This window comes from Sphingobium limneticum (assembly GCF_008710155.1).
In the GTDB taxonomy this organism is placed as follows: Bacteria; Pseudomonadota; Alphaproteobacteria; order Sphingomonadales; family Sphingomonadaceae; genus Sphingobium; species Sphingobium limneticum.
In genome coordinates this window covers 12,168-37,409 of the sequence record NZ_VYPZ01000001.1, presented here as the reverse complement: position 1 = coordinate 37,409, position 25,242 = coordinate 12,168, and the positions used below count along the sequence as shown (strand labels likewise).

16 protein-coding genes are annotated in these 25,242 nt (G+C 61.2%); 12 read left to right on the top strand and 4 right to left on the bottom strand.

What is annotated here, in order from left to right:
• Nucleotides 1-28: 28 nt before the first annotated feature.
• The 3 genes from F4U94_RS00135 (at nucleotide 29) to F4U94_RS00125 (ending at nucleotide 4,647) form a co-directional block, all read left to right on the top strand.
• Entirely contained in the window at nucleotides 29-562 is a 534-nt protein-coding gene (locus F4U94_RS00135; protein ID WP_120253302.1) for a MarR family winged helix-turn-helix transcriptional regulator, read from the top strand.
• A 250-nt stretch (nucleotides 563-812) separates the two neighbouring features.
• The gene (locus F4U94_RS00130) at nucleotides 813-1,850 is read left to right on the top strand and encodes a rod shape-determining protein (RefSeq protein WP_211363285.1); all 1,038 of its coding nucleotides are present in this window, start codon (nucleotides 813-815) and stop codon (nucleotides 1,848-1,850) included.
• A 394-nt stretch (nucleotides 1,851-2,244) separates the two neighbouring features.
• A complete protein-coding gene (locus F4U94_RS00125) occupies nucleotides 2,245-4,647 on the top strand; it encodes a TonB-dependent siderophore receptor (RefSeq protein ID WP_120253304.1) in 2,403 nt (800 codons plus the stop codon).
• A 77-nt stretch (nucleotides 4,648-4,724) separates the two neighbouring features.
• On the opposite strand, the gene treF is transcribed toward F4U94_RS00125, so the two are convergent.
• Nucleotides 4,725-6,299, bottom strand: a complete 1,575-nt coding sequence (gene treF, locus F4U94_RS00120; RefSeq protein WP_120253305.1) for an alpha,alpha-trehalase TreF — start codon at nucleotides 6,297-6,299, stop codon at nucleotides 4,725-4,727.
• Between the two features lie 146 nt (nucleotides 6,300-6,445).
• Between treF and F4U94_RS00115 the strand changes: the two genes are divergently transcribed.
• Nucleotides 6,446-7,006, top strand: coding sequence for a YkgJ family cysteine cluster protein (locus F4U94_RS00115; protein ID WP_120253306.1), 561 nt, complete (start codon nucleotides 6,446-6,448; stop codon nucleotides 7,004-7,006).
• Nucleotides 7,007-7,071: 65 nt separating this feature from the next.
• Here the strand turns inward: F4U94_RS00115 and F4U94_RS00110 are convergent, their stop codons facing one another.
• Complete coding sequence (locus F4U94_RS00110; protein WP_120253307.1) at nucleotides 7,072-8,622, bottom strand: cryptochrome/photolyase family protein; 1,551 nt, start codon at nucleotides 8,620-8,622, stop codon at nucleotides 7,072-7,074.
• A 236-nt stretch (nucleotides 8,623-8,858) separates the two neighbouring features.
• Nucleotides 8,859-9,950: a catalase family protein gene (locus F4U94_RS00105; protein ID WP_120253603.1), complete on the bottom strand. Its 1,092-nt coding sequence runs from the start codon at nucleotides 9,948-9,950 to the stop codon at nucleotides 8,859-8,861.
• A 144-nt stretch (nucleotides 9,951-10,094) separates the two neighbouring features.
• On the opposite strand from F4U94_RS00105, the gene F4U94_RS00100 reads away from it, so the two are divergent.
• Nucleotides 10,095-12,386 (top strand): FdhF/YdeP family oxidoreductase, encoded by a 2,292-nt coding sequence (locus F4U94_RS00100; protein WP_120253308.1) that lies wholly within the window; start codon nucleotides 10,095-10,097, stop codon nucleotides 12,384-12,386.
• A gap of 171 nt (nucleotides 12,387-12,557) precedes the next feature.
• Here the strand turns inward: F4U94_RS00100 and F4U94_RS00095 are convergent, their stop codons facing one another.
• Complete coding sequence (locus tag F4U94_RS00095) at nucleotides 12,558-14,354, bottom strand: ATP-binding protein (protein ID WP_120253604.1); 1,797 nt, start codon at nucleotides 14,352-14,354, stop codon at nucleotides 12,558-12,560.
• A gap of 306 nt (nucleotides 14,355-14,660) precedes the next feature.
• Here F4U94_RS00095 and F4U94_RS00090 point away from each other — a divergent pair, with 306 nt between their 5' ends.
• The 7 genes from F4U94_RS00090 (at nucleotide 14,661) to F4U94_RS00060 (ending at nucleotide 25,165) form a co-directional block, all read left to right on the top strand.
• Complete coding sequence (locus tag F4U94_RS00090) at nucleotides 14,661-15,938, top strand: TetR/AcrR family transcriptional regulator (RefSeq protein ID WP_120253309.1); 1,278 nt, start codon at nucleotides 14,661-14,663, stop codon at nucleotides 15,936-15,938.
• Nucleotides 15,939-16,222: 284 nt separating this feature from the next.
• Nucleotides 16,223-18,382, top strand: coding sequence for a TonB-dependent receptor (locus F4U94_RS00085; RefSeq protein WP_161600359.1), 2,160 nt, complete (start codon nucleotides 16,223-16,225; stop codon nucleotides 18,380-18,382).
• Entirely contained in the window at nucleotides 18,382-20,082 is a 1,701-nt protein-coding gene (locus F4U94_RS00080; protein WP_120253311.1) for an alkaline phosphatase D family protein, read from the top strand. Before F4U94_RS00085 ends, F4U94_RS00080 begins: the two co-directional genes overlap by 1 nt.
• Nucleotides 20,083-20,513: 431 nt before the next feature.
• A complete protein-coding gene (locus F4U94_RS00075; RefSeq protein ID WP_150411803.1) occupies nucleotides 20,514-20,696 on the top strand; it encodes a hypothetical protein in 183 nt (60 codons plus the stop codon).
• Between the two features lie 418 nt (nucleotides 20,697-21,114).
• Complete coding sequence (locus F4U94_RS00070; protein WP_120253605.1) at nucleotides 21,115-23,571, top strand: TonB-dependent receptor; 2,457 nt, start codon at nucleotides 21,115-21,117, stop codon at nucleotides 23,569-23,571.
• Nucleotides 23,571-24,689: a glycerophosphodiester phosphodiesterase gene (locus F4U94_RS00065; protein WP_120253313.1), complete on the top strand. Its 1,119-nt coding sequence runs from the start codon at nucleotides 23,571-23,573 to the stop codon at nucleotides 24,687-24,689. The genes F4U94_RS00070 and F4U94_RS00065 overlap by 1 nt, the downstream gene beginning before the upstream one ends.
• 158 nt (nucleotides 24,690-24,847) lie before the next feature.
• Entirely contained in the window at nucleotides 24,848-25,165 is a 318-nt protein-coding gene (locus F4U94_RS00060; RefSeq protein WP_232016336.1) for a TonB family protein, read from the top strand.
• Nucleotides 25,166-25,242 lie beyond the last annotated feature (77 nt).

Genomic DNA, 25,242 nt, shown 5'->3' with positions numbered 1-25,242 from the left:
GGTTCGCCTGCATTGCGATGGGAATGGCATGACCTCTGACAATCCGAATCCGGTCGATCCGTTCGACAGCACGACACCACAATATCGCGCCTATTTTCCCGAAGGGTCGCGGGATGATGTCGAATTTCGACTGACCCGAATTCTTTCGCTGTCAGCCCGTCGCTGGGGAACGCATGTCGAAAATCGGATGATGGCAGCGACCGGTCAGTCCCGGTCCAGATGGCAGACTTTGTTCGTACTCAGCGTTGCCACGCCGCCTATCACCACGTCCTTGTTATCGGCTCGCCTTGCCATCCAATGGCCGCCGCTGATCAGGACCTTGAATTCGCTGGAATCAGATGGTCTTATCCGACGCGTAGAAAACCCGACCGACAAACGTTCGCGCTATATCGAGATCACGGCCGCTGGCAGAGCGGTGGTCGAACAGGTGCAGCCTATCCTATCCGACATTCGAACCAAGGTATTTGTCAATCTGAGCATGCAAGAGATGGAATTGGCGACGCGCGTGCTGGAGATGGTCGTCGCCGGGGTGAACGAAGCGCAGCAAGACAATGATGAATGACGTCGGCTGGATATGCGATCCAAGTTCGAGGCGCTGAACGGTACTGATTCTGCCGGTTCGATTGCCTGCGCATGATCCGAACATACGCCGTGACGAGGCAAGTTGAACGCAGCATATGCGGTAACGTTACCTGACCGACGCGCCGCCCCGAAAACTCCGATGATCCCGACAATCATCCAGCTCAGCGTACAGCCATTGCGCCGTCAAGCGGCGCAAGCAAGGGCTTTGGCTGTTCCCAATCGGATATCAGATGTTTCGCAGACTATTTGCCTCCTCCGCTCATGACATGGCGATCGACCTTGGCACGGTGAATACGGTTATCCATGTGCGCGATCGTGGCATCGTGCTCAACGAACCGTCGGTTATCGCACTCGAAACCATAGCCGGTGTTCGGCGCGTCAAGGTTGTGGGGAATGAAGCAAAGCCCATGATGGGCAAGACTCCCGCCAATATTCAGGCGATCCGGCCATTGCGGGACGGCGTCATCGCCGACATCGACGTGGCAGAACAGATGATAAAGCATTTCATGGCCAAGGCCGTCGGTTCGTCCGGACGGCTTGGTCGGCGCCATGCGGTCGTCATTTGCGTCCCGTCCGGATCGACGATGGTGGAGCGTCGCGCGATACAGATCGCGGCCATGAACGCAGGTGCATCGCGCGTTCAATTGATCGACGAGCCCATGGCGGCGGCGATCGGCGCGGGCCTGCCGGTCACCCAGCCGCTCGGCGCCATGGTGGTGGATATAGGTGGCGGCACGACGGAGGTGGCGATCCTGTCTTTGCAAGGCATCGCCTACAGCAATTCCGTTCGCATGGGGGGCGACAAGCTCGACGAGGCCATCGCCTCTCATGTGCGGCGCAGTCACAATCTGATGATCGGCGAAATGACCGCCGAGCGCATCAAGCATAATATCGGTTCGGCGGTGATACCGCTTGATCAAGGGCGCATGATGCAGGTCAAGGGCCGTGATTTGGTCAATGGCCGTCCCGCGGAGATTACGATCAGCGAAGCGGAAATCGCAGAAGCGCTGGTCGAAGGCGTGGGGCAGATCAAGCTGGCCGTCATGTCTGCGCTGGAACAGACAGCCCCGGAATTGTCCGCCGACATCATAGATGAGGGGATAACATTGACCGGCGGCGGCGCTTTGCTCGGCCATCTCGATCAGGCTTTGTCAGAGCAGACCGGTCTGGCGGTACGGGTGGCAGACGATGCGTTGACCTGCGTAGCAATGGGAGCCGGCAAAGCATTGGAGGATCCCGCATATAGCGGCGTGCTGACGACGGCATAAGGCCGACGACCGGCGCAACCACCAGTCCTTGCAATGCCCAGACATATCGCTCGGCCGACTACCCTAGTAGTTTTCGGAACCTTGCGATGTTTGGCGTCTAGGCTCTGACGCTGTCAGATCGTCTGCGTGTGTCGGGGCGAATTGATCCAAAGGCTCCGTCAGAAGGCCGGCGCCCATCACGGCCATGCGAGCGCTGTGATGCATCAATGTCACACCCAATTATCGAATTGCAACAGGTGTGAAACTTTCTTGCGAGCGCGCGATTAAGCGATCAGGGCGCCGTTGCGCCCGCGTTCCGATGCGGGTGGTGGAAGATATCGTTCAACGCGGCTTCCCGAACATGATTGCGATCCGGCTCCTTTGAGAATGCCGGAGGCTCAGGAGGAATATCATAATGCGTACTTTCCGTTCATCCGCGTCCAGGCTGCTTCTGGCCGGCGCCGCCCCCTTCGCCCTGCTCGCCGGGAGCGCGATGGCCCAGACCGCCCCTGCCGCGCAGGATGCGCCCAACGTGGCGGCCGATGAGAATCAGGCCGACATCGTCGTCGTCGGCACCGCAGGCGCCGGTACGCGTCGTCAGGATGCGGCCTTTGCCGTCACCAGCCTGTCCAGCGACGCCATCGCCCGCGCCGCGCCCAACAGCACGGCCGACCTGCTGCGCACCATTCCGGGCGTCAGCGCCGAAAGCTCCGGCGGCCAGAACGGCGCCAACATCTTCGTGCGCGGCTATCCGTCGGGCGGCGACGCGCAGTTCGTGACGTTCCAGCTGGGCGGCGTGCCTTTCTTCCCGCCTTCGACCCTGTCCTTCCTTGAAAATTCGCAGCTGATCCGCCTCGACGAAACCGTCGATCGCGTGGAAGCCGTGCGCGGCGGCACCGGTTCGCTCTTTTCCAACGGCCAGCCGGGCCTGACCGTCAACGTGCAGCAGCGCGAAGGCGGCCAGACGCTCAAGGGCTTTGCGAAGCTGTCCTACACCGATTATGACGAAATCCGTGGCGACGCCTGGATTTCCGGCCCGATCAGCGAAGACACGACCTTCATGGTCGGCGGCTATTATGCGCAGGGCAACGGTATCCGCGATCCGCAATTCCGCGCCGAAAAGGGCGGTCAGATCACCGCGAACATCCGCCATGATTTCGACGGTCGCGGTTCGCTGCTGATCTACGGCCGTTATCTGAACGATCATGGCCAGTGGCTGCTGCCCATCCCCGTCAATCAGGACGGCAGCAAGATCAGCCAATATGCCAATTTCGACCATGGCACCGGCGCGCTTGCCGGTCGCGATGTGCGCGTCACCACCAACAATGCCGGTCGCACCGTCGATCTGGCCGATGGTCGCGGCGCGAAGCTGGGCAATCTGGGCCTCAGCTTCGACTATGAGCTGGTCGATGGCCTGAGCATTCGCGAACGTGCCAGCTATATGTGGGGCACGGCCAATACCATCGGCCTGGTTCCCACCGACGCGCCGATGAGCGCGGCGGCGATGGCCACCACGCTGGGCGGTGCGGGCTCGACCGTGGGCAGCCTGACCTACGCATCGGGCGGCGGCGCGGCAGCGGCCGGCACGCAGGTTATGCGTGCGGGCATCTGGGACGTGCGCAAGCGGATCGACGCTTTCGTCAACGACATGGCGCTGGAGTTCAAGACCGGCGGCAACACGCTGACCGGCGGATTCTATCTCGCCAACTACACCACTCGCGACAATTGGGCGTTGGGCAATGACGTATTGCTGACCGCCGAACCCAATGCCCGTCGCCTGAACCTGACGCTGGGCGACGGCCGGATTGCGACTCGCGACGGCTTCACCTCCGGCGCCAGCTTCCTGGTGAACGGCCGCTATGAAGGGCGCGACATCGCTTTCTATGCGGTCGATGAGCTTCAGATCACCGACAAGCTGCGCGTCGATGGCGGCGTGCGCTGGCAGCGTCACGAAGTCGTGGGTGATGTCGCCACTTCCGGCGCGGCCTTCGATCAGGATGGCAGCGCCGCCACCCTGTACGACCGGACCGTGCAGCTGGGCGGAGCCAGCCGCATCGACTATAACGCATCGCGCTGGTCGTGGACGGCGGGCGCCAATTACGACTTCACCAGCCAGATCGGCGTCTTTGCCCGGTACAGCCGTGGCAACAGCTTCCCGCAGTTCGACAATTTGCGCGAAGGGCTGACCATCATCTCGAAGGTGGACACCTATGAAGGCGGGTTGAAGGTATCGACCCCGATGCTGAACCTCTACGCGACCCTGTTCCACAATAAGTTCGACGGTTTGGCCACGACGCAGATCATCAACGGCGTGCCCAATGAATCGGTCGGCGGCGCGAAGGCGACCGGCGTCGAGCTGGAAGGCGTGATCCGTCCGTTCGCGGGCTTCAGCATCGCGGCGGCGGGCACCTATCTGGATGGCACCTATCGCGGCTTCTTCAGCGGCAACGGCACCATCGACAACACCGGCAACCGCGTGCAGCGTCAGCCCAAATGGATGTGGCGCGTGACGCCCAGCTACGAACTGACGGTGGGCGATTTCCGTCCGTCCATCTTCGCCACGCTGCAATATACGGGCGACCGCTTCTCCGACCCGGAGAATGCACAGCTGCTGCCCAACTATTATCAGCTGGACGCAGGCGTGTCGGTGGACGTCAATCAGCGGTTGAAGCTGGCAGTGACCGGCAACAACCTGACCGACGAGCTGGGCCTGACCGAAGGCAATCCGCGCATCATCGGATCGCAGGGTGCAGGCACGATCCTGGCCCGCCCGATCCTGGGCCGCTCCTTCCGCTTCAGCGCTGCCTACAGCTTCTAAGGGATGAGCGGGGTGTCCATGGGCACCCCGCCATGGAAAAGGGGCCGGGCGATCCAATCGCCCGGCCCCTTTTTCGTTCAGTCCGCCTTTTCCAGTTCGGCCGCTATGTCGGGATAGCGGTCCAGCAGCGCGCTGGTGACGCCGTTGGTCCATCCGAACCCGTCCTGAAGCGGATATTCGCCGCCGCCGCCGGGCTTGCGTTCTTCGACGTCATATTTTTCCAGCATCTTGCCGGTTTCGGCATAAGCGGCCGCGACCGTGCCGATCCAGCGTCCGGCTATATCGCGGGCCAGCTTTTCCTGTCCGTTTCGCGCCAGGCCGTCGATCGCCACCCATTGCAACGGGGCCCAGCCATTGGGCGTATCCCACTGCTGGCCGGTCGCATTGGGCGTGGTGCGCAGGCCGCCGCTGCCCAGCAGCTTGGCGCGGACGGTGGTCGCAACGGCACTGGCCTGTGAAGGCGACGCCGCGCCGACGAAGAGCGGATAGAGTGTTGCGGCGGAAAGGATGGCTGTCGGCTTCTTCGCCTTGCTATCCCAATCGGCATAGCGGCTTTCCTTGGCCACCCAGAGATAACGGTCGATCGCGGCCTTGCGCTTGCGCGCCAGCCCTGCAAATTCGGTGGCGCAGGCGCCGTCGCCTGCCTTGCGGCAACGCACCTCGATCCGCTGTTCCATCGCCAGCATTAGGCTGTTGAGGTCCACCGGCACGATGTCGGTGGTGTGGATCGTCGCGATCGTCCGTCCGTCGCCGAACCAGCGCGAGGTAAAGTCCCATCCGCTTTCCGCGCCGGCACGCAGATGACGATAGGTGATCGCCTTGTCGCCCTTTGCTTCCGACGCGGTCGCGACATCTTCCGCGTAGGATTCGTCGCGCGGCGTATCCTTGTCGTCCCAGTAGCGGTTGAGCAGCGTGCCGTCGGGCATCCGCACCACGCGTTCGCACGCGCCGCTGGGCTGCACGCAGGACGCGCCTTTCATCCAATAGGCATGTTCGGCGCGCAGCGCCGCCAATTGACGGGTGGCGGTGTCGGCGCTGTCATCCTTCGACAGGTCCAGCATCAACGCATAGAAGGGCGGTTGCGAGCGGCTGAGATAATAGCTGCGCATCCCGTTGGGGATGTGGCCGTAAATCTCGATGGTGGAGGTGAAGTCCACCAACATGCTTTCGATCAGCGGCTGCTGGCCATCGACTGCCAGGCCCAGCATCGTGAAATAGCTGTCCCAATAATAGATTTCGCGAAACCGCCCGCCCGGCACGACGAAGGGCGCAGGTAGCGGTAGCGCGGAACTGCCCGCCTGCCGCTCGACCGGCTGGCGAACCAGGGTGGGCCACAGAGTGCGCACATGGGCGCGCAAGTTGGACGCGCCATGATCGTTGACGCCGGGCACCCGGAAGTGGCGCAGCACGAACGCCTCGAGCGCATCCTTGCCCTGGGGTGGCTGCTGGCGATAGGCCGCCATGATCGCAGCCGGGTCCGATCGCGGCGTGGCGTCGACGAAGGTCTTGCCGTCGGGGAACAGCTTTTCAAGCTGAACGCGTTGGAACAGATCGCCGTACAATTCGGCAGGGGAAGATTGCGCCCAGCCCGGATTTCCCAACGCGAGGAAGGAAACAAGGCCGGCAGCAACGAAGGATAGCCAATTTTTCATGCCCCCTCTTTCGGTCGCCCCGCCAGCCTTTGCAACGGCAAAATCGGATGATCGGCCGGTACCGCCGCTCAGCAGCGCAGCGTCACCTTGGGCAGGCGCGCGTACCCTACTTGCATTTCAGGCAGGCTCCGGGCACCTGACCCGGCATGCGCGCAGAGAATGATCTGGAAACCACATTGCTGGGCCCCGTCCTTCCTGAACGGACGTGCGGCGACTGCACGATCTGTTGCACTATCCTTACCGTCGATACGCCCGATTTCAACAAGCCGGCCGGAACCCATTGTACGCATCTGACGGATCATGGGTGCGGCATTCATGACGTGCGCCCGCATATTTGCCGAACCTGGTTTTGCGGCTGGCGCAGGATGACGGCTTTGCCTGACGAGGCTCGTCCGGATCGATCCGGCATTTTGGTGTCGCTCGATTTTGTCCGTGAGCCACGCAATTGCTTCGAAGGCGTATCGATCATGCTGCGCTTGCTCCCCGGCAGCGAGGCGATCGAAAATGGCGTGGCCGGCGCCATCCTCGACGGCGTCTGCGATATGTTGGTACCGGTTTGGTTCACCGACGGATCGAAGAAGATGCTGATGCACCCCGACAGCAACGTCGCCGGTTTCGTCCTGTCGGGAGAAACCGCCCCTGCGCATTTGAGAGCCGAAGTAACCGCCTGGCGGGAGCGCTATGCTGCGTTCGCGACCAAAGGATGACTCTGAAATTTGTTAGGACTGAAGCGTGCCGTCGCAGCAAAGGCGTCGCCTTTCGACACTAAGTCCTATCGGACCCAGCCTTCTTCCGCAGGCTCCAGCTTCGCCAGAAAATCGGCCGCACTTGCGCGATAGGCATCGCGGACATCGGGCTTCATCCGATCCCAATTGGCGTATATCTGAACCATTCTGCGATTCCGACGGAAGCGGCGTTCGTGCCGCGCGAGAAAATCCCAATAAAGCGCGTTGAACGGGCAGGCATCCGGCCCGACTTTCTTCTTCACGTCATAACGGCACCCACCGCAATGGTCGGACATACGATTGATATAAGCGCCACCGCCCGCATAAGGCTTCGTCGCGAGGCGTCCGCCATCGGCATGCTGGCTCATCCCGATGACATTGGGCAGTTCGACCCATTCATATGCGTCCGCATAGACGATCAGGAACCAATCCGCGACATCCTGAGGGCGAATGCCCGCCAGCATGGCGAAATTGCCCAGCACCATCAGACGCTGGATATGATGCGCATAGGCATTGTCTCGCGTATTGCGGATCGCCTCTGCCAGGCAGAGCATGTCGGTATCGCCGGTCCAGTAGAATGCCGGCAGCGGTCGCGTTGCCGCAAGAGCGTTGGCATCTCCCACTTCCGGCATCTCGAGCCAGTAATAGCCGCGGACATATTCGCGCCAGCCTATGATCTGGCGGATGAATCCCTCCGCTGCATTTAAGGGCACGTCGCCAGCCGCATAAGCATCGGCTGCCGCCTGCGCGACCTCCAGCGGCGTCAGGAGGCCGAGGTTCAGCGCCGGGCTGAGCCAGCTATGGTAGAGCCAGTCCTGTCCTGTCACCATGGCATCCTGATAGGTGCCGAAATCAGGCAATGCCGTCCGAACGAAATGTCCGAGCGCCCTGCGCGCCTGCCCCGCCGTCACGGGCAGGCTGAATTTCTCCAGCCGCCCGAAATGCTGACCATAACGATCCTCTACCAACGCCAGCACCTGCTCCGTGATCTGATCGGGCTGAAAGTGCATGGGTTCTGGATAGTTCAGGCCGCACCTGGGTGGTGCGCGGTTCTCCTTGTCGAAATTCCATGCGCCGCCCGTCGGCTGTCCATCGGACTCCATCAGCAGGCCGGTCTTGCGGCGCATATCCCGGTAGAAAAATTCCATGACGAGGTCGTTGCGCGCCTGCGCCCAGGTCTGGAACTCCAATATGCCGCAGAGGAAGCGATCATCGACCAGCACATCCACGGGAAGTCCGAACGTTTTGCTCCAGCCATCGATCATCGTCTTCACCCGCCATTCTCCGGGTTCGACGATGCGGATCGCGCTCGGCCGATGACGCTCGACAGCCCGCTTGACCTCTCCGGTAAAACTCCCGCTGTTGCCCGGATCGTCGATGCACATATACTCGACGCGCCAGCCCTTGGCCTCGAGTTCTTTGGCGAAGTGGCGCATGGCCGAAAATATCAGGGCGATCTTGCGCTTGTGATGCCGCACATAGGTTGCTTCATCCCCTACCTCCATCAGGAGCACCACCGCATCCGATGGATCGACATCGCGCAACGGCGCCAGACCATGGCTGAGTTGGTCGCCGAGGAGAGGAATGAGGATGGTCATGCGCTTCTATCGGGCATCCGGCGATGATGCCATAGGGGCATTACGCAAATGACGACGTGTAGAATGCGCAGGACATCCGACCTGCCGACAAAAATCGGCCCGCCCTATCGGCAAACGTTGATGGCAGGCTCTTCCCCGCCACCATATTCAATCGCGCAAACGGTCGCGTAAGTTGGTTCGTTTCCAGTGCCTTATGCTTGCGAAGGCACTGGAAACGCAATTCAATACGGATCGGTTCAAGACGAGGCTTCGCCCCTTTGCGGCTCATGATAGGGGCAGTTGTTGAAGGCCGCGCGAAAATCGGCGGAGTGGCGATAGGGGTCGCGGCGTGCGCGATTGATGTTGCCAAGCGGTTGATGTGCCGCGATGCCCGTCCACACGCTGAACCGCATTTGTTCGTTAACCTTTTCCACGAGCGCCGGATCCCAACTGTCCTGAGCGTTCGCGCGGATCGTGGCGACGGTGATGAACGGCGCATCTTCTTCATCCCACGCAACGGTCGGATCTTCCACGGGCTGTTTCTCCAAATCCCGGCAAAGCTGGACGCGAAACTCCCAGAGTGCGTCGACGCCTCTCATCTCCTTTCGCACATCTTCGCGGATTGCGTTCTCGCGACCGTCGACCGCGATCTCCTGCCCCGTCAACGCGGTCATGGATGGCGCGATCGGCGCCAGGCTGAATTTGGCGATATGATCGCCATACCGGAAGGGCACCGTCGTGTAATAGGTATCGCCAAGTGGCTCGGATTGCGGCGCGCCGCCCAGCGAATTGAGCGCCGTAGGCGGCTTGGCTCCAGCAGCTTCAAAGGCGTGACGTACGCCGCGCAACGTTGCGGACACCGCTTTCTTCGTGCCTTCCATGCGATCGGTCGTCTTGGCAAGCAGTTTGAGATTGCCCAGAAATTTGTCAGCCGTCTTTGCCTGAAAGATCGGGCCATTGACGAAAACGAAATCCTGCGCCGTTCCTTCCGAGCCGGGAAGCCGGTCCCCCTCCACGTCCAGCACCTTGATCGCCATCCCGCGCGGCAGGCTGATCGAGTCCGGCAATATGTCCCCCGCGTTCGTAGACATGCGCAAATAGACTTTGTGCGTGCCCGGCCGCGCAAACAGACCCTGCGCCAATTCAGGCGGCAGGTCAGGCACAACCTGCATTTCGCCTTCCAATATCCCGTGCGACTTGGCATGTACCGAGCGAACGGCATGACCATAATCGTCAGCCGTCCGCTCCAGAATGACGTCGAAAGCCTGCTTCAAGCCCTCGATGGTTTCCGCTTCATCTGGCTGAAACTGTTCGACGTCTCGGGTGAAACGGACGGGCGGGTTGAGCATGGACATTCTCCTTTCCAGCATTAACTGAAGGGCAGCAGAAGCCGTTCCGAACAAATTGTGCTGATCCACATCAGCTTGGTCCGGCATGTGAACCAACGCCCATTCCGCTCGTTGCCATTGCCTGGAAGAAGGAGCGGTACAGCCATGGCAAAGCAGAGATCGGACAAGCCCCGTATCGAGCCGTTCGAGGGGCCTGCCGGCGGCTGGGGATCGGTTCGCTCTCTGGCCGAAATCCTGCCACGCGAACATCTGCCCGCCGAGGGCCTGCGTGAGCTTGCCCGACAGAATAAGGCCGACGGCTTTGCCTGTGTCAGTTGCGCCTGGCCCAAACCTGCCCATCCCCATCCCGCCGAATTTTGCGAGGAAGGCGCAAAGGCGACGGCTTGGGAGCTAACAAAGCTGCGCACGACACCTGCGTTTTTTGAAGAACATAGCCTCGCCGCATTGCGGCAGTGGCGGGATTATGATCTCGAGCAGCATGGTCGGCTGACCCACCCCCTGCGATATGACAGAGACCAGGACAAATATGTCGCCTGTTCATGGGATGAGGCGTTCGACGCCATTGCGGCGGCGCTGCGCATATATGATCCCAAATCCGTCGTCTTCTATTCTTCCGGCCGCACCAGCCTGGAGGCGTCATACATGTATGGGCTGATGGCACGGATGTATGGCAACCAGAATCTGCCCGACAGTTCCAACATGTGCCATGAATCCACCTCCGTCGCGCTCAAAGCGGCCATTGGGGTGCCGGTCGGGACGACCCAACTCAAGGACTTCGAGGAATGTGATGCGATATTCTTCTTCGGACAGAATGTCGGATCCAACGCGCCGCGGATGCTCCATGACCTACGCGGCGCACGCAAGCGTGGCGTAGAGATCATCACCTTCAATCCCTTGCGGGAAAGAGGGCTTGAACGCTTCACCGATCCGCAAAATCCGGTGGAGATGGTGACATTGGCCGAAACGGGGATTTCCACCCAATATCATCAGGTGAAGGCAGGCGGCGACATTGCCGCGATCACGGGCCTCGCCAAATTACTCATCGAATGGGACGATGCGGCAAGGGCAGCGGGCGAGCCGCCAGTTCTCGATCATGATTTCATCGAACGACACACCCATGATTTCGACGCTTTCGCCAACAAAGTCCGTGCGACCCAATGGCGCGACATCGAACGGGAATCCGGCCTGGAACGCAACGCGCTGGAGCAGGCGGCGCGCGTCTATGCGCAGTCGAAAGCCGTCATGGCGATCTACGGTATGGGCCTGACCCAGCATGTAAAAGGCGTCGAGAATGTCCGCATGGTCGTCAACTTCCTCCTCCTGCGCGGCAATATCGGCAAGCCCGGTGCCGGCCCGACGCCGGTGCGCGGTCACAGCAATGTCCAAGGACAGCGCACCGTCGGCATCACGGAGAAAACGGAACTCGCGCCCGTCGACAAGTTGAGAGAACTATATAGCTTCGATCCACCTGCGGAAAAAGGACTGGATACGATCGAAACCTGTCGGGGCGTCATCGACGGATCGGTCAGGGCATTTATCGGACTGGGCGGCAACTTCCTGCGCGCCATCCCGGACACCGGCCCCATGGAAGCGGCCTGGCCCGCGCTCGACCTGACCGTCCATGTCGCCACCAAGCTCAATCGCAGCCATCTTCTGCCGGGCCGGATCGCGTACCTCCTGCCCTGCCTCGGCCGGATCGAGCAGGATGTTCAGGCCAGCGGCCCGCAAGCCGTCTCGGTCGAGGACTCGAGCAGTTGCATCCATGGTTCGGTCGGCAAGGCGACGCCCGCCAGCCCGCACCTTCTGTCCGAACCTGCGATCGTGGCCGCCATCGCCAAGCGGATTGTGCCACCCAATCCGCAGGCAGATTGGGACGCATGGGTCGCCGACTATGCCCGCATCCGTGATGCGATCGAAGCGACATACCCGGACATATTCGAGAATTTCAACGCACGTCTTTTCCAGCCTGGCGGCTTCTGGAAAGGCAATAAGGCATCGGAGCGCATCTGGCTGACGCCAACCCAGAAAGCGGAATTCCATGTGCCATCCGGACTGTCGGCCACCGGCTTCGCTGACGCTGCGGGGCAATATCGCCTGATGACCCTACGTTCGAACGACCAGTTCAATACGACCATCTACGGCTATCACGACCGCTTTCGCGGTGTGAAGGGCACAAGGGACGTTCTTTTCATGAATGTTGACGACATGGTGCGCGAAAAGCTGAACGAGGGTGATATCGTAACGCTCGAAACTTCGTGGGACGACGGCGTGGCCCGGCGGCGCCCCGGCCTGATCGTGACGCCCTACAGCATTCCGCCCGGATGCCTTGGTGCCTATTATCCCGAGTGCAACAGCCTGATACCTGTCGAGCATCACGCGGAACAAAGCCATGTTCTCGCGGCCAAGTCGGTTCCGGTCGTGATCAGCCGTGCATAGTCAGGCAACCCGACGCCGAAATGCATGTATCGGTCACCCAAACCGCCGACTGGCTCGAACCAGCAATGATGATCGCTGGCCTGCCTCCCAGACCTTCCAATCTACGCACAAGAAAACAGCGAACGGGCTCGCCATCACTTTGTGCTCTGGCACATGGCTCGATTTTGGCGATTAGCAGCTATGTGCCTGGCGGGCATCCTGCAGGACACGGGACAGTTCGTCGACGGAATAGGGTTTGTGCAAGAGCGCAAAGCCGTGACGGGCATCGTCGGCCAGCACATGACTATATCCACTCGTCAGGACGATGGTGAGGTCGGGCCAGCGCTTGCGAACCTGTCTGGCCAGTTCCACGCCATCCATCCCAGGCATGATGACGTCGGAGAAAAGAATATCGATCTCGCGATGCTCACGCTCCAGGATAGCGATCGCTTCCTGCGCATTGGCGGCGCGTTGGGTTGTGAAGCCCAGATCGCCCAGCAATTGGGATGCAAACTCCCCGACTTGATCATTATCCTCTACGACAAGGATGCTGGCCTGTGAGGCGACGATCTTCTCGGCAGGCGAAATGGTTTCTATGGCCCCCGCCTTGCAACGCGGAAGATAGAGGCTGAAGGTCGTGCCTTGGCCGAGTTGACTGTCGACATCGATCTCGCCACCCGACTGCTTGGTAAAGCCGTAGACTTGGCTGAGGCCCAGGCCGGTCCCCTTGCCGACCTCCTTCGTGGTGAAGAATGGTTCGAAGATATGATCAAGCTGATCGGCGGGCATGCCTGAACCCGTGTCGGTCACGCATACCTTCACGAAATCGCCTTTGGCCGCGGCATGGCCGCGCCTTGCCGGAATATATCCGGCCGCCTCGATCGCGATCGTGATACTCCCTTCGCCATTCATGGCATCACGCGCGTTGACCGCCATATTGACGAGCGCCGTTTCGAATTGGCTGACATCGACCTCCACGAGGCAAGACGAGCATACCGGATCCACAGTGAGCGCGATCCGCGATCCCACGACGGTTCTTAGCATGTCCGCTACGCTGGCGACCTTGTCTGCGGCGTTGAATATTTCGGGCTTGAGCGCTTGGCGGCGGGCGAAGGCGAGAAGCTGACTGGTCAGTTTCGCGGCGCGATCAGCGGTTTCAGCGATGGCATCTATATATTTTTTCTGCTTGTCGCGAGGTAATTCACGGCGGGCAAGAAGCTCGGCCGAAGACCTAATAATCGTCAGCAGATTGTTGAAGTCGTGCGCGACGCCTCCGGTCAACTGACCGATGGCTTCCATTTTCTGCAATTGGCGGACCTGATCCTCCGACGCCATCAGTTCGCGTGACCGCTCCTCGACCCGCTCCTCCAGCGTCTCGGCAAGCTCGCGTAGCTGTTCCTCGGCGATCGTGCGTTCCAGAATGTCGGCCGCCTGCCTGGCCACGATGTCGAGCATACGCAGGTCACGGTCGGAGGGCTGATGCGGCTCGCTCCAATGGTTCGATATCATGCCCAGCAGCTTGCCGCTTCGCGAGAGCAAGGGCGTGGTCTGCGCCGAACGGATGCCCGCCGCGCGGAACGCCTCCAGATCAGGCGTGCCTGCGATCTCATCCCATGTTTCGAAGTCCGGAACGATAGCACGCTGGCCAAATTTCAGTGCCAGGGTGCAGCTACTATAGGCAGCGGGGCTGACCCATTGCCAGAAGCCGACCGCTTCCGGGGGCAGGCCGCGATGGGCCAGAAGTTGCAGTTCTCCGCCATGGCCCGACGAGTCTCCGGTGGGGCACAGCAGTTGCATTGTGCCGCACTGCGACCCGGTAATCGCCACCGCTGCCTCGACGATCTTGCCGTACAGCTCGAAGCGATCCTGCTCGTTGATGAGCGCCACGCTGATCCGATGAAGCAAATCGATATCGCCAAGCTCGCCATCCAGCTCAGGAGCAAGGCCATCGAATGCCAGGAGTTGTGGACCGTGAAGCGGGTTTGTCATGAAATTGCCCCCTGGCCGACGCGAGCGGATATCGTCGGTCTGTGCGCGCACAACCCCTGCGTGACCCGGAAGTTCCGTCATCCTTTACATCCGCAAATCCCGGTTCCATCAATATTCGGTGACCGCCCTTTCACGACTTTCAGATCATGATTGTTTTTACCAGCTGCAAACCGTCCGGTTCTGGCAGTTGTCCACCGCTCACGCCGTTCCACATTTTCGAATGGCCGGCGCCTTGTTTGCCAGTTGCAGATACGAAGACAGGCTTCTTTTAGACTTGAGGCCGCAAGAGGGCAGGGGCATGGGGCGATGATGACCTCTCGCTCACGCAAGGACGACGCTTCGGCATCGGCAAATGACGATACGCCGCCCTCGGTGCGCCACGCACTGCTGGAGGCGACATTGGCCTTGGTCTACACGGGCGGGTTTGACGGCATAAGCCTTCGTTCCGTCAGCGGCGAGATCGGCAAGAGCACGACCACTATCTTCCAGAACTTCGGCGGACGGCAGGGCCTCCTTGACGCAGCGCTGGATCATGCACTGGCTGGCGAGCATCTTCGCCACGAAGCCATGCTGGCCGACATTGGCGCCTTGCCTACGGACGCTGAATCCATGGCGCGGCTGGTCGCCTTTTATGTCGGCGCCGCCGATCAATCGGCCACGGCTCGCTTCTGCCTCGAAGCGCTTTTGCGCATCGATCGCCTGACCGATGCCGGCTCGCGGCTGCAGCAATGGATGGCGATGCGCGAAAGCTTCTGGAGCCGCCTCTCGTCCGCCCTCTTGCCCGCGCAGGTCCGCCTTCTTGCTGGCTACACAGTTATGGAGCAGGCATTCTGCATCATCCTGCGCGATGAGTTGGATTATGATCAGTTACTGCACATGACGGCCCTCGCCACCTGCCGCGGCGGCATCGCGGCAGACCCGAAAGCGGATATTCCCGTCCTGACATGGGCGCGCACAAAGGCGTTCCCGGCAGCGGGTGAGAAGATCGACGAGCGCTCTCCGATGGATGAGCTGCTCACCAGGGTCGCCCAACAGATCGTCAGCGACGGCATCAGCGACATCAATTTGCGACGGATCGCCACGCAAGCCGGCGTCCCGCCCTCGCTGATCATCTATCATTATGGCGACTTCGCCGCATTCATGTCGGCCGCGATCTGGCGCGCGATGACTCACGAATTGCCGAGCTATCTCGACATCGCAAGCTCCGCCGACAGGGACGCCCGGGAAGGCTGGCTGTCCGGATTGGAAACGGCAGTCGATCCTGCAGCGACGGACGGGGCAAAGGGCTTTTATCTGCGTTATGCCCGCATTCTAGGCCAGGTCTGCCTGCTCGCACGCCAACGGCAGGAACTCGTCCCTCTGGTCCGACAACTCCGGGCGATCGAGGGTATGGGCATCCACAGTGCAAGCTTGAAGGTGTGGCCCCCTCAGTTTCGCCTCGACCCCGCCGCAGCATCGGCCTTTTCCATCTGGATCAAGGCGCACGCCCTCTTCCGAATCGTCGATTCGGTCCCGGACCAACCTGTGTTCGATATGGTAGCAATTTTGGAAGCGCTAACGGGATCTCCCACTCCAAAAATTTGAACTTCTGTTTTTTCATAAAACAGAAGGTCGGACGAATTCCCGAAAAACCCGAATATATTGGCATTATGAGCGCGATTTGTCAGAAGGCGCAATTGAACTGATGTCACCAAACTGACGCAGTTGCATCCTAGAGGCGCGCCCATTGAATTGCCGTTACGCACTGTGCGGCATTCGAGTGTGCGCAGCTATCTGTCGTCACCCTTCTGGGAACGATCGGACAGCCATTGGGGATGAAGAAATTGAACAACCGTTATTTTAAGATCGCATGCCGTGCCGCATCGGGGGTGTCTGCCCTTGCCCTCCTCCTCACCGGCGCAACGTCCGCAGCCGCACGGGAGGGTTCGAGCGACGAAATCGGAAATGCCAGCGGCGAGATCATCGTCACCGCCAACAAGCGCGAGCAGACCCTTCTGGAGGTGCCGTCGTCGGTGCTCGTCGTGAGCGGCGAAACACTGCGCGAACGTGGTGTGAAGACCTTTGTCGACATGGCCCAGCAAACACCCGGCGTGATTGTCTCGACCGCGCTTGTGGGCGGCCCGACGGTGCAGAATTTCACCATTCGCGGCATCGGCTTCGACGATTTCCGGCCCAACGGGAATCCTTCGGCGGCGGTCCATTTCGACGGCATCTATCAGGGGTCTTCCGCGCTGATCGGAGGCCAGATGTTCGACGTCCAGCGTGTCGAAATCCTCAAAGGTCCGCAAGGCACACTCTACGGCCGCAATACCACGGCCGGCGCGGTCAACGTGATTTCCAACAAGCCCTCCGACAAGACAGAGGGCTTCGCGACGCTCGACTATTCCAGCTTCAATACCGTGCGCGGCGAAGCTGCCGTCAACGTGCCGCTGGCCAACACGGTATCCTTGCGCGTTTCGGGCCTGTATGACCGCACGGATGGCTATCTGACGCTATTGGGCGCCAATGGGGCCGGCGGCAAAACGCCGTTGCCGGGCGTGATCCCCGGCAACACGGATCCGGGTCGGGACGACAAGACAGCCCATTCCGAATTTTATGGCGCCCGCGCGCTGCTGTCCGTCGATGCGGGCACCGGCACCGAACTGCTCTTCAACCTGCATGGCTTCAAGGACCATGGCGGTCAGGCGCAGGGTCAGCCCACCAATGGCAGCGCGCCGCCCTACAGCTATTACGGCAATATCGATCCCTCGCGCAGCCGCAAGAATGTCGGCGGTTCGATCACGCTGCAGCAGGATGTCGGCGACAACGCCCTGCTGACCGTTCTGGGCGGCTATGAATGGATGAAGAGCCAGTTCCTGTGGGACGACGGTTCCACCGCGCGCACGTTCGACATCGATTATCGCGACAAGGTGCAGCAGGGTTCGATCGAGGCACGGCTGCAGAATCGCGACAAGGGCAACATCAACTGGACCGTCGGCGGCGCATGGTTCAAGGACAAGATCAGCCTGTTCAGCACGCTGGACGGCGCCGACACCTTCCGCACCGTGTTCGAAGCGAACTATCTGCAGCGGCGCGAAAGCCTCGCGGCCTTCGCAGACGTCGATTTCAAGGTCGCGCCGCGCCTTCGTGCCGATCTGGGCGTGCGCATCAGCAACGAAAAGAACCGCTTCAGCGGCTATACGCATGATCTCAACCCCTATGGCGTGTCGATCGGATCGCTGGTGTTCGCCCTGCCCGCCGAATTCGACAACAAGCTCAGCGAGACGAGCCCTTCGGGTCGCGCCACGGTCACGTATGAACTGAGCGAGGATGCACGGGTTTATGGCTCGGTCGGACGCGGCTTCCGTGCTGGCGGCTTCGACGGCAGCACGATCTGGTCGACCCCCGAAGCCGATGCATTCAAGTCGGAAAGCGTATGGGCCTATGAAGGCGGGGTGAAGTTCATGCCTGCGCGCGGCCCCGTGCAGTTCGAAGTTGCGGGCTTCTATTATGATTTCTCGAACATCCAGGCCGGTTCCTTCCGCACCTATGATGGCGCCACCACCAGCGTACGCACCAATGTGGGCAAGGCGCGCAGCTATGGCGGCGAAGCGAGCTTCACGGTGCGCCCGGTGGGCCCGATGACCATTAATTTCGGCGTCGCGCTGCTCGACACGAAGGTCACCGCGATCGAGGCGATCACCGCTGCCGAAAAGGCGCGCCTGGGCAACGACTTGCCGTTCGCGCCGAACATGACGCTGAACGGCTCGATCCGCTACGAGTTCGCGCTGAACGATCGCATGACGCTGACGCCTCAGGTCGATGCCCGCTATGTCGATGCCTATTATGGCGATCTCGACAACACGGCGCCGGTAGGGGACTTCGCGCTCGTCAATGCGCGCATCGATCTCAAGATCGACCAGCGCTGGACCGTGGCCGGCTTCGTGCGCAACATCGCCGATGTCGATTACACGACCGGTGGATCGGCGACGCAGGCATTCAGCGGCACGCCGCGCACCTGGGGCGTCTCGCTCGGGGCGCGCTTCTGATGGCGCTGACGCGGCGCGGCGTTCTTGCGGGATCGGCGGCGGGCGGGCTTTTGCTCGCCGCCGGTCCTGCCGGGGCAAAAACGAACATGGTCTTCGCGCATGGCGTGGCGAGTGGCGATCCGCATGCCGACAGCGTCCTGCTGTGGACCCGCGTGACCGATCCTGCCCATGGGCCGGTCAGCGGCACATGGGAAATGGCCGAGGATGAACTGTTCACGCGCATCGCTGCGCGCGGATCGTTCAGCACATCGGCGGCGCGGGACCATACGGTCAAGGTGATCGCCTCCGGCCTGAAAGCGGGCCGCGAATATTTCTACCGCTTCCGTGCCATGGACACGGTATCGGCGATCGGGCGGGCAAAAACCCTGCCAACGGGACGCATCGATCGTCTCGATATCGTGCTCGCCTGCTGCGCCATGTATATGTTCGGCGAATTTCACGCCTACCGGGCCATTGCCGATCGGGAAGCGGTGGACCTCATCCTCTTCGTCGGCGACTATATTTACGAATATGGCGCCAATTCGATGCCCGCGCTCATGGATGTTCGGGCGATCGAGCCGACGCACGACACGGTCACGCTCGCCGACTATCGCGCACGCTATGCCCAGTGGCGTCGTGATCCGGCCCTGCGCGATGCCCATGCCCGCGCGTCGTGGATTTGCATGTGGGACGATCATGAAATCGCGAACGACGACTGGATGCACGGCGCCCAGCATCACGATCCGGCGGCGAACGGCGACTGGGAGCTGCGAAAGGCTGCGGCGGTTCAGGCCTATCTGGAATGGATGCCGATCCGCGATCCTGATACTTCTGATCCCTATGGCATCACCCGCAGTTTCGCGTTCGGCGATCTCGCGACGCTGGCCCTGCCCGAAACCCGGCTCAAGGCCCGCCAGCAGCAATTGTCGCTGGCCAGGGATCTCGACTGGCATGTTGTCGACCGGCGCGGCAGTGGGGAGCGGGTGATATCCGACCCGGCGGAACTCAAGACACTCGACCTCAAGGCCCTGCCGCAAGGCGTGAAGCGCGAACCCGATGTCGCAGCCTTCCGCAAGAAACTTGCCGATCCCGCGCGCGAAATGCTCGGCGCCGAACAATGCGCATGGCTGGCGGACGAACTAAAGGCCCATAAGGATGCTCGCCGCCCGTGGTTCCTGTTCGGCAGCGCGACCATCCTGTCCAGCTACGTCTATCCCGATCTGACGAAGTTTCCCGATGGCAAGGCAGCGCTGGCGCCGATGTACGCCCTGACGCGCTATGGCCTGCCCCTTCTCAATGTCGATTCCTGGGACGGCTATGCCGGCGAGCGGGACAAGCTGTACGACCAGTTCGAGAAAAGCGGCGCGAACCTCCTCGTGCTGTCGGGCGACAGTCACATGGCCTGGATCAACGAACCCCATCGCGGCGAGCGGCGGATGGGCCTGGAACTTTCCGCCTCCACGCTGACCGGTCCTTCGATCGGGGAGTTGCTCCTGCCGTCCGGGCCGGTCGGAGAAGCCTTCGTTCACGACAATCGCGATATATGCTGGTGCGACACCAATGCCGTCGGCTTCGTCACGGTATCGCTGACACGCGACCGGGTGGAGGCCGACTTCGTCCGCGTCCTCACGCCGCGCCAGGCGAGCGGAAAGCTCGACATCGCGCGCCATGCCAGCGCACGGATCGCCGAAGATGGGTTGAGCGGCTGGGAGATCAGCTGACCGAACGGCACTGCGTCGGAGCGATCCGGCGCAGTGCCAGCAGGCCGATGAGGCCAGCCAGGCGTGAGGGCAGCGCGTAGATCGCCCGCAAAGCGGTTTCGCCTGGCCCATGCACTCGCCCGGCAGGAAGCCGATAAAGGCCAGCGCCGTGAGCGCGCCCAGGACGCCCAGCGCGGCAGCAAGCTTGTTCGCGACATTAAACAGTGCGTAGTGCGTGGCAGCAAAGCCATTGCCGCCCGATCGCACCAGATCCGATACCATCGCGCGCAGCAGCATATAGTAGGCACCCCATGCGAGACGGCGGATGGGCAGATGGGCCAGCAGCAGCGCCCCGGTCCACCCGTGAATCCCCAGCGCCTCCTCGATGAAAAACAGCGTCACTGCCCCTTCTGCCGCGTCGGCGGCGCCGAGCGCCCGCATGGAGCAACAGGATGAGCACCAGTTCCCGGCTCAGCAGCATCGTGGCCAAGGAGTCTCGGTTGCCTTGGTACATCCACATCGGCGAGGAAAAGACCGCGAGGTCGATGGCGCTCAAAGGGGCTTTTCTTGCTCCTTTCATGAACGGCTTGTCGCTGACATGGAACGACCGCCTTGCAGATTCTGATGATGATTGAGTTACAAATTACGACGCGGACTTTTTGTACGAGAGATTCTATCCGTAAAACTGACTCACGGCATAGCAACCGCGCACAACAACTATTGGCTCGGGTGAAAATAGTCTCTGAGCACGATCCACTATCGTCATTTGCTGCACAATGCCCGATGCTCGTCCATGAACGTTCCCCTTACCGAAAAGCTTGGGCGACTTACTGAGCGCAGACGGACCAATACACAGTCACGCCTGATCTCTCTCGCCGAAATTCGGACCTACACCGCACCCTGACCGCCATCATAAGCGTCAGGACGCAATGCAACATGTCCGCCGCCCAAATGTCATCAAATCGACCCGAAACGGACCGGAAATCGCAACTCGCTCCATTTAACGCGATGCTGCAAGTGCGAAATTGCGCGCTGCTTTGGGGATATTGGGTCATGAATATTTTGCACACGCGTTCGCGCGCCTGCCTGCTTGGCAGTGCCGGCCTGCTGGCTCTGGTAGTAAGCGCGCCCGCTTTTTCGCAGACGCCCACGCCCGCAGCAGACCAAGCGGCGCAGGTCGATGGCGAGGCAACGTCCATCGTCGTGACCGGTGTTAAGGCTACGCGCTCTGCGACCGCCATTACCACAACCGAAATCCAGAAGATCCTGCCGGGCGTTGCGCCTTTCAAGGCGATCCAAACCCTTCCCGGCGTCATGTATGTGACCGCTGATCCGTGGGGCAACAACGAGCAGAACGCCTCGCTCTTCATCCATGGCTTCAGCGCTCAGCAGTTGGGCCACACCCTGGACGGCGTACCGCTGGGCGATCAGAGCTACGGCAATTTCAACGGCCTTTCGCCCCAGCGTGCGATCATATCCGAAAATGTCGGCAGCGTCGTCGTCGCCACCGGTACCGCGGAACTGGGCATCGCATCGACCAGCAACCTGGGCGGCGGTATCGAGAATTTCTCCAGCGATCCGCGCGCGCAGATGGGCGCACAGCTGAACCACACTTTCGGCAGCTACGGCACGGCGCGCACTTTCGTCCGTCTGGACAGCGGCGAGTTCGGCAACGGCAATAGCGGCTATGTCTCGGTTCTGCGCCATCGTGCGCGCGCTTGGGATTTCCGCGGCAAGCAGAAGGGATGGGCCGCCAACGCCAAATTCGTCCATGACGACAGCAATGGCAAGCTGACCGCCTATTTCAGCTATTCCGACAAGCAGGAACCCAATGAGGACGCGACCACCGTCTTCAAGAACCCTACCAATGCGGCGCAGGCCTATCAGCCCTATACCCGCCCCTTCTTCTACCCCGATTTCGACGGCGCGGTCGCTTATCTGAACGCCAGCGGCAATGTACCGGCCGCCGAAGCGCAGAATTATCGCAACTATTACAGCGCCGCGATCCGGACCGATTATCTGGGCTACATCAAATATCAGGCCCATCTGTCCGACCAAGTCGACTGGTCGAACCAGGTATATTATCATAATAATGACGGCGCGGGCATCGTCGCCGGACCGATCACGGTCGCGGGCCTGCCCAATCTGTTCTCGCTCTATTTCCCCGGCCAGAATCTGAAGACGGCCACCGGCAATTCGGGCTATGCGATCCGTACCACCGAATATCGCATCGATCGCGGCGGCATCCTGTCCTCGATCGACGCGACGCTGGGCAACCATCAGATTCAGCTTGGTGCGTGGTACGAATATAACAGCTCGGCCGCCTATCGGAACTGGTATGCGCTCAATGTGACCCGGCCGCAGGACTACAACCCCTATTCGCTGCCGCCGCATGATCCGCTGTTCACCCAATATGCGAGTGAAATGCGCACCAATGTTCTGCAACTTCATGTGCAGGACAGCTGGCAGGTCACGCCCAGCCTGCTGGTCCAGGGCGGTTTCAAGTCCAGCCTGCAATTTGCCAGCGGCACCTTCCCGGTCCAGCCGATCATCGGATCGCTGCCTGGTTCTGCAAGCGCCCTGCCCGAAGGCGAGATCAACACCAAGCGCTGGTTCCTGCCCGCGATCGGCGCGAAGTGGGACTTCACCGACAGCGAGCAGGTCTATGTCAACGTGCAGAAGAACCTGCGCCACTTCCAGCCTTATGGCGGCGGCGGCGTCACGCCGTGGAGCAGCGGCAGCCAAGCGGCATTCGACAATCTGAAGTTCAATGGCCGCCCCGAAACCTCCTGGGTCTATGAAATCGGCCTACGCAGTCGCCGGACCATCGACAGTTCGTTCCTGACCGGGATCGAAGCGCAGGTGAACTATTATCATGTCGATTTCAGCGACCGCCTGCTTGGCATCACGCCTCCCGGCGCGATCGGCGGCATCGGCGGCGGTGGCATCAGCGGCGGCACACCCGCCGTGTTTAACGTCGGCGGCGTGAAGACGGACGGTATCGACGCGGCGCTGACGCTGCGCTTCGGGCAGGTCTTCTCGCTCTACAACGCCGTGTCCTACAACCGCTCCATCTACGACAGCGACTATAGCACTGTCACTGGCGCAGCGACTGGCACGCGGATCGGCGGCATCGCGACCGTAGGGGGCGTCGTGCCCACCGGCGGCAAGCTGATCCCTGTCAGCCCGAAGTGGATGAACAAGACGGTTGCGACGCTGACGCTCGGCGATTTCGATGCCCAGATGATCGGCGACTATGTCGGCCGCCGTTTCACCACCTTCACCAACGACGCATCGGTCAAATCGGTGTTCCAGGCCAGCGCCCGGATCGCCTATCGCCTGCCCGCCAGCATTGTCGGCCTGCAAAAGGCGGAGATCAGCCTGAACGTCACCAACCTGTTCGACACGACGGGCGCGTCCACGGTGCAGGCGAGCGCGAACACCAACAATTACAATGTCTACCCAATCCCGCCGCGCCAGTGGTTCGCCACCTTGTCGGTGAACTACTGATGCAGGACAGGTCGGTATCCCGCCGTTCGCTGCTTCAGGCGGGTGCCGGCCTGACCGCCGCACTTGCGACGGATGTGGGGGCAGCGATCGCCGCCCCTGCCCGTCGCAAGGGTCCGCCGCTGCTCATCGCCCATCGCGGCGCATCGGCGCTGCGCCCAGAACATACGCTTGCCGCCTATGCCAAGGCGATCCAAGACGGGGCCGACTATGTCGAGCCTGACCTGGTCGCTACGAAGGACGGCGTGCTGGTCGCGCGGCACGAGAATAATATCGCGGAGACCAGCGACGTTGCCGCCCGGGCCGATTTTGCCGCGCGCAAGACGGTCAAAACGATCGACGGCGAGCGACAGGAGGGCTGGTTCACGGAGGATTTCACCTTCGCGGAACTCAAGACGTTGCGCGCGAAAGAGCGGCTGGGCGCCATACGGCCCGAAAGCCAGTCCTATGACGGCGCATTCCAGATCGTGTCGATGGAGGAAATCGCCGATTTCGTGGCGGCCGAATCCGCCGCGCGCGGCCGGACCATCGGCCTGATCCCGGAGATCAAGCATTCGACCTATTTCGCAGGCATCGGCCTGCAACAGGAGGAGCGCCTGCTCGATATCATCGGCAAGAGCGCCTATCTGCAACGCGCGCCGTTCGCCATCCAGTCGTTCGAGGTCGCTAATCTACGCGCGTTGCGCGGCAGGATCGGCGCCTATCCCAACATCCAGCTGGCGCAGTTGATCGGCGACCCGGCCCAGATGCCGGCCGATGTGCAGGCGGCGGGCAACAAGTGCTTCTATCGCGATATGCTGACGCCCGCAGGTCTTTCCGAAATCGCCAGCTATGCAGATTATCTTGCGCCCCATGTCCGAATGATCATTCCTGTAGACAAGGATCAGCGCCTGACAAAACCCACGGGGCTCGTCGATGCCGCACATGCGGCGGGCCTTCTCGTCAGCATCTGGACCTTCCGCCCGGAAAATCAATTCCTGGCCGCCGATTTTCGCAGCGACAAAGGCGTTTCCGCGCGTAACGAAGAAGGCAGCATTGCGGAAATGCAGCGCTATCTTGCAGCGGGTGTCGATGCGATCTTCACGGACGATCCGGCTTTGGGACGGCGTGCGATTTCCTAGGATAGAGGGAATAAAAACTGCCTATTCCAAATTCACCTCTACCGGTCATTTGATCGCCAACTGGACTAGCCAACCACAGTAAGTCCACTTCCTTTGACCATCTGCAAGTCCAATCGCAGTTTCGGGTCTTTGCGCCGCTTGTAGTCGAATTGCAGCCGTTGGCTGCGCCACCCGAGCCGACGCACGCCGTTGCTCCCAACGTCGATCGGCTTTCCAGTCACGTCAGGCCCGATTGGGAAAGCCTGATCCTCGCGCATCTGGAACGGTTCCGCCGCTACTCGGCCCGCGCCCGTGCAATTCGTCAGCGGCGCACCGCCCATATATGCTTTGGCATGAACCGCGTCGGCCTGGTGCCATCCTCTGCTATCGTCAGGAAATCGGGATCTTTCGACCTGGATCAGGCCGCACTCGATATGCTCATACGTGCCCAGCCCCTGCCGGCAATTCCCGCCGAGAGCCTGATGTCGTCGAACTGACGATCCCCGTCGCTGTCAGCCTGCGCTGATCCATGCCATCTGAAGCTGCCACGGTGATGGATAGGCGTCGGCAATGA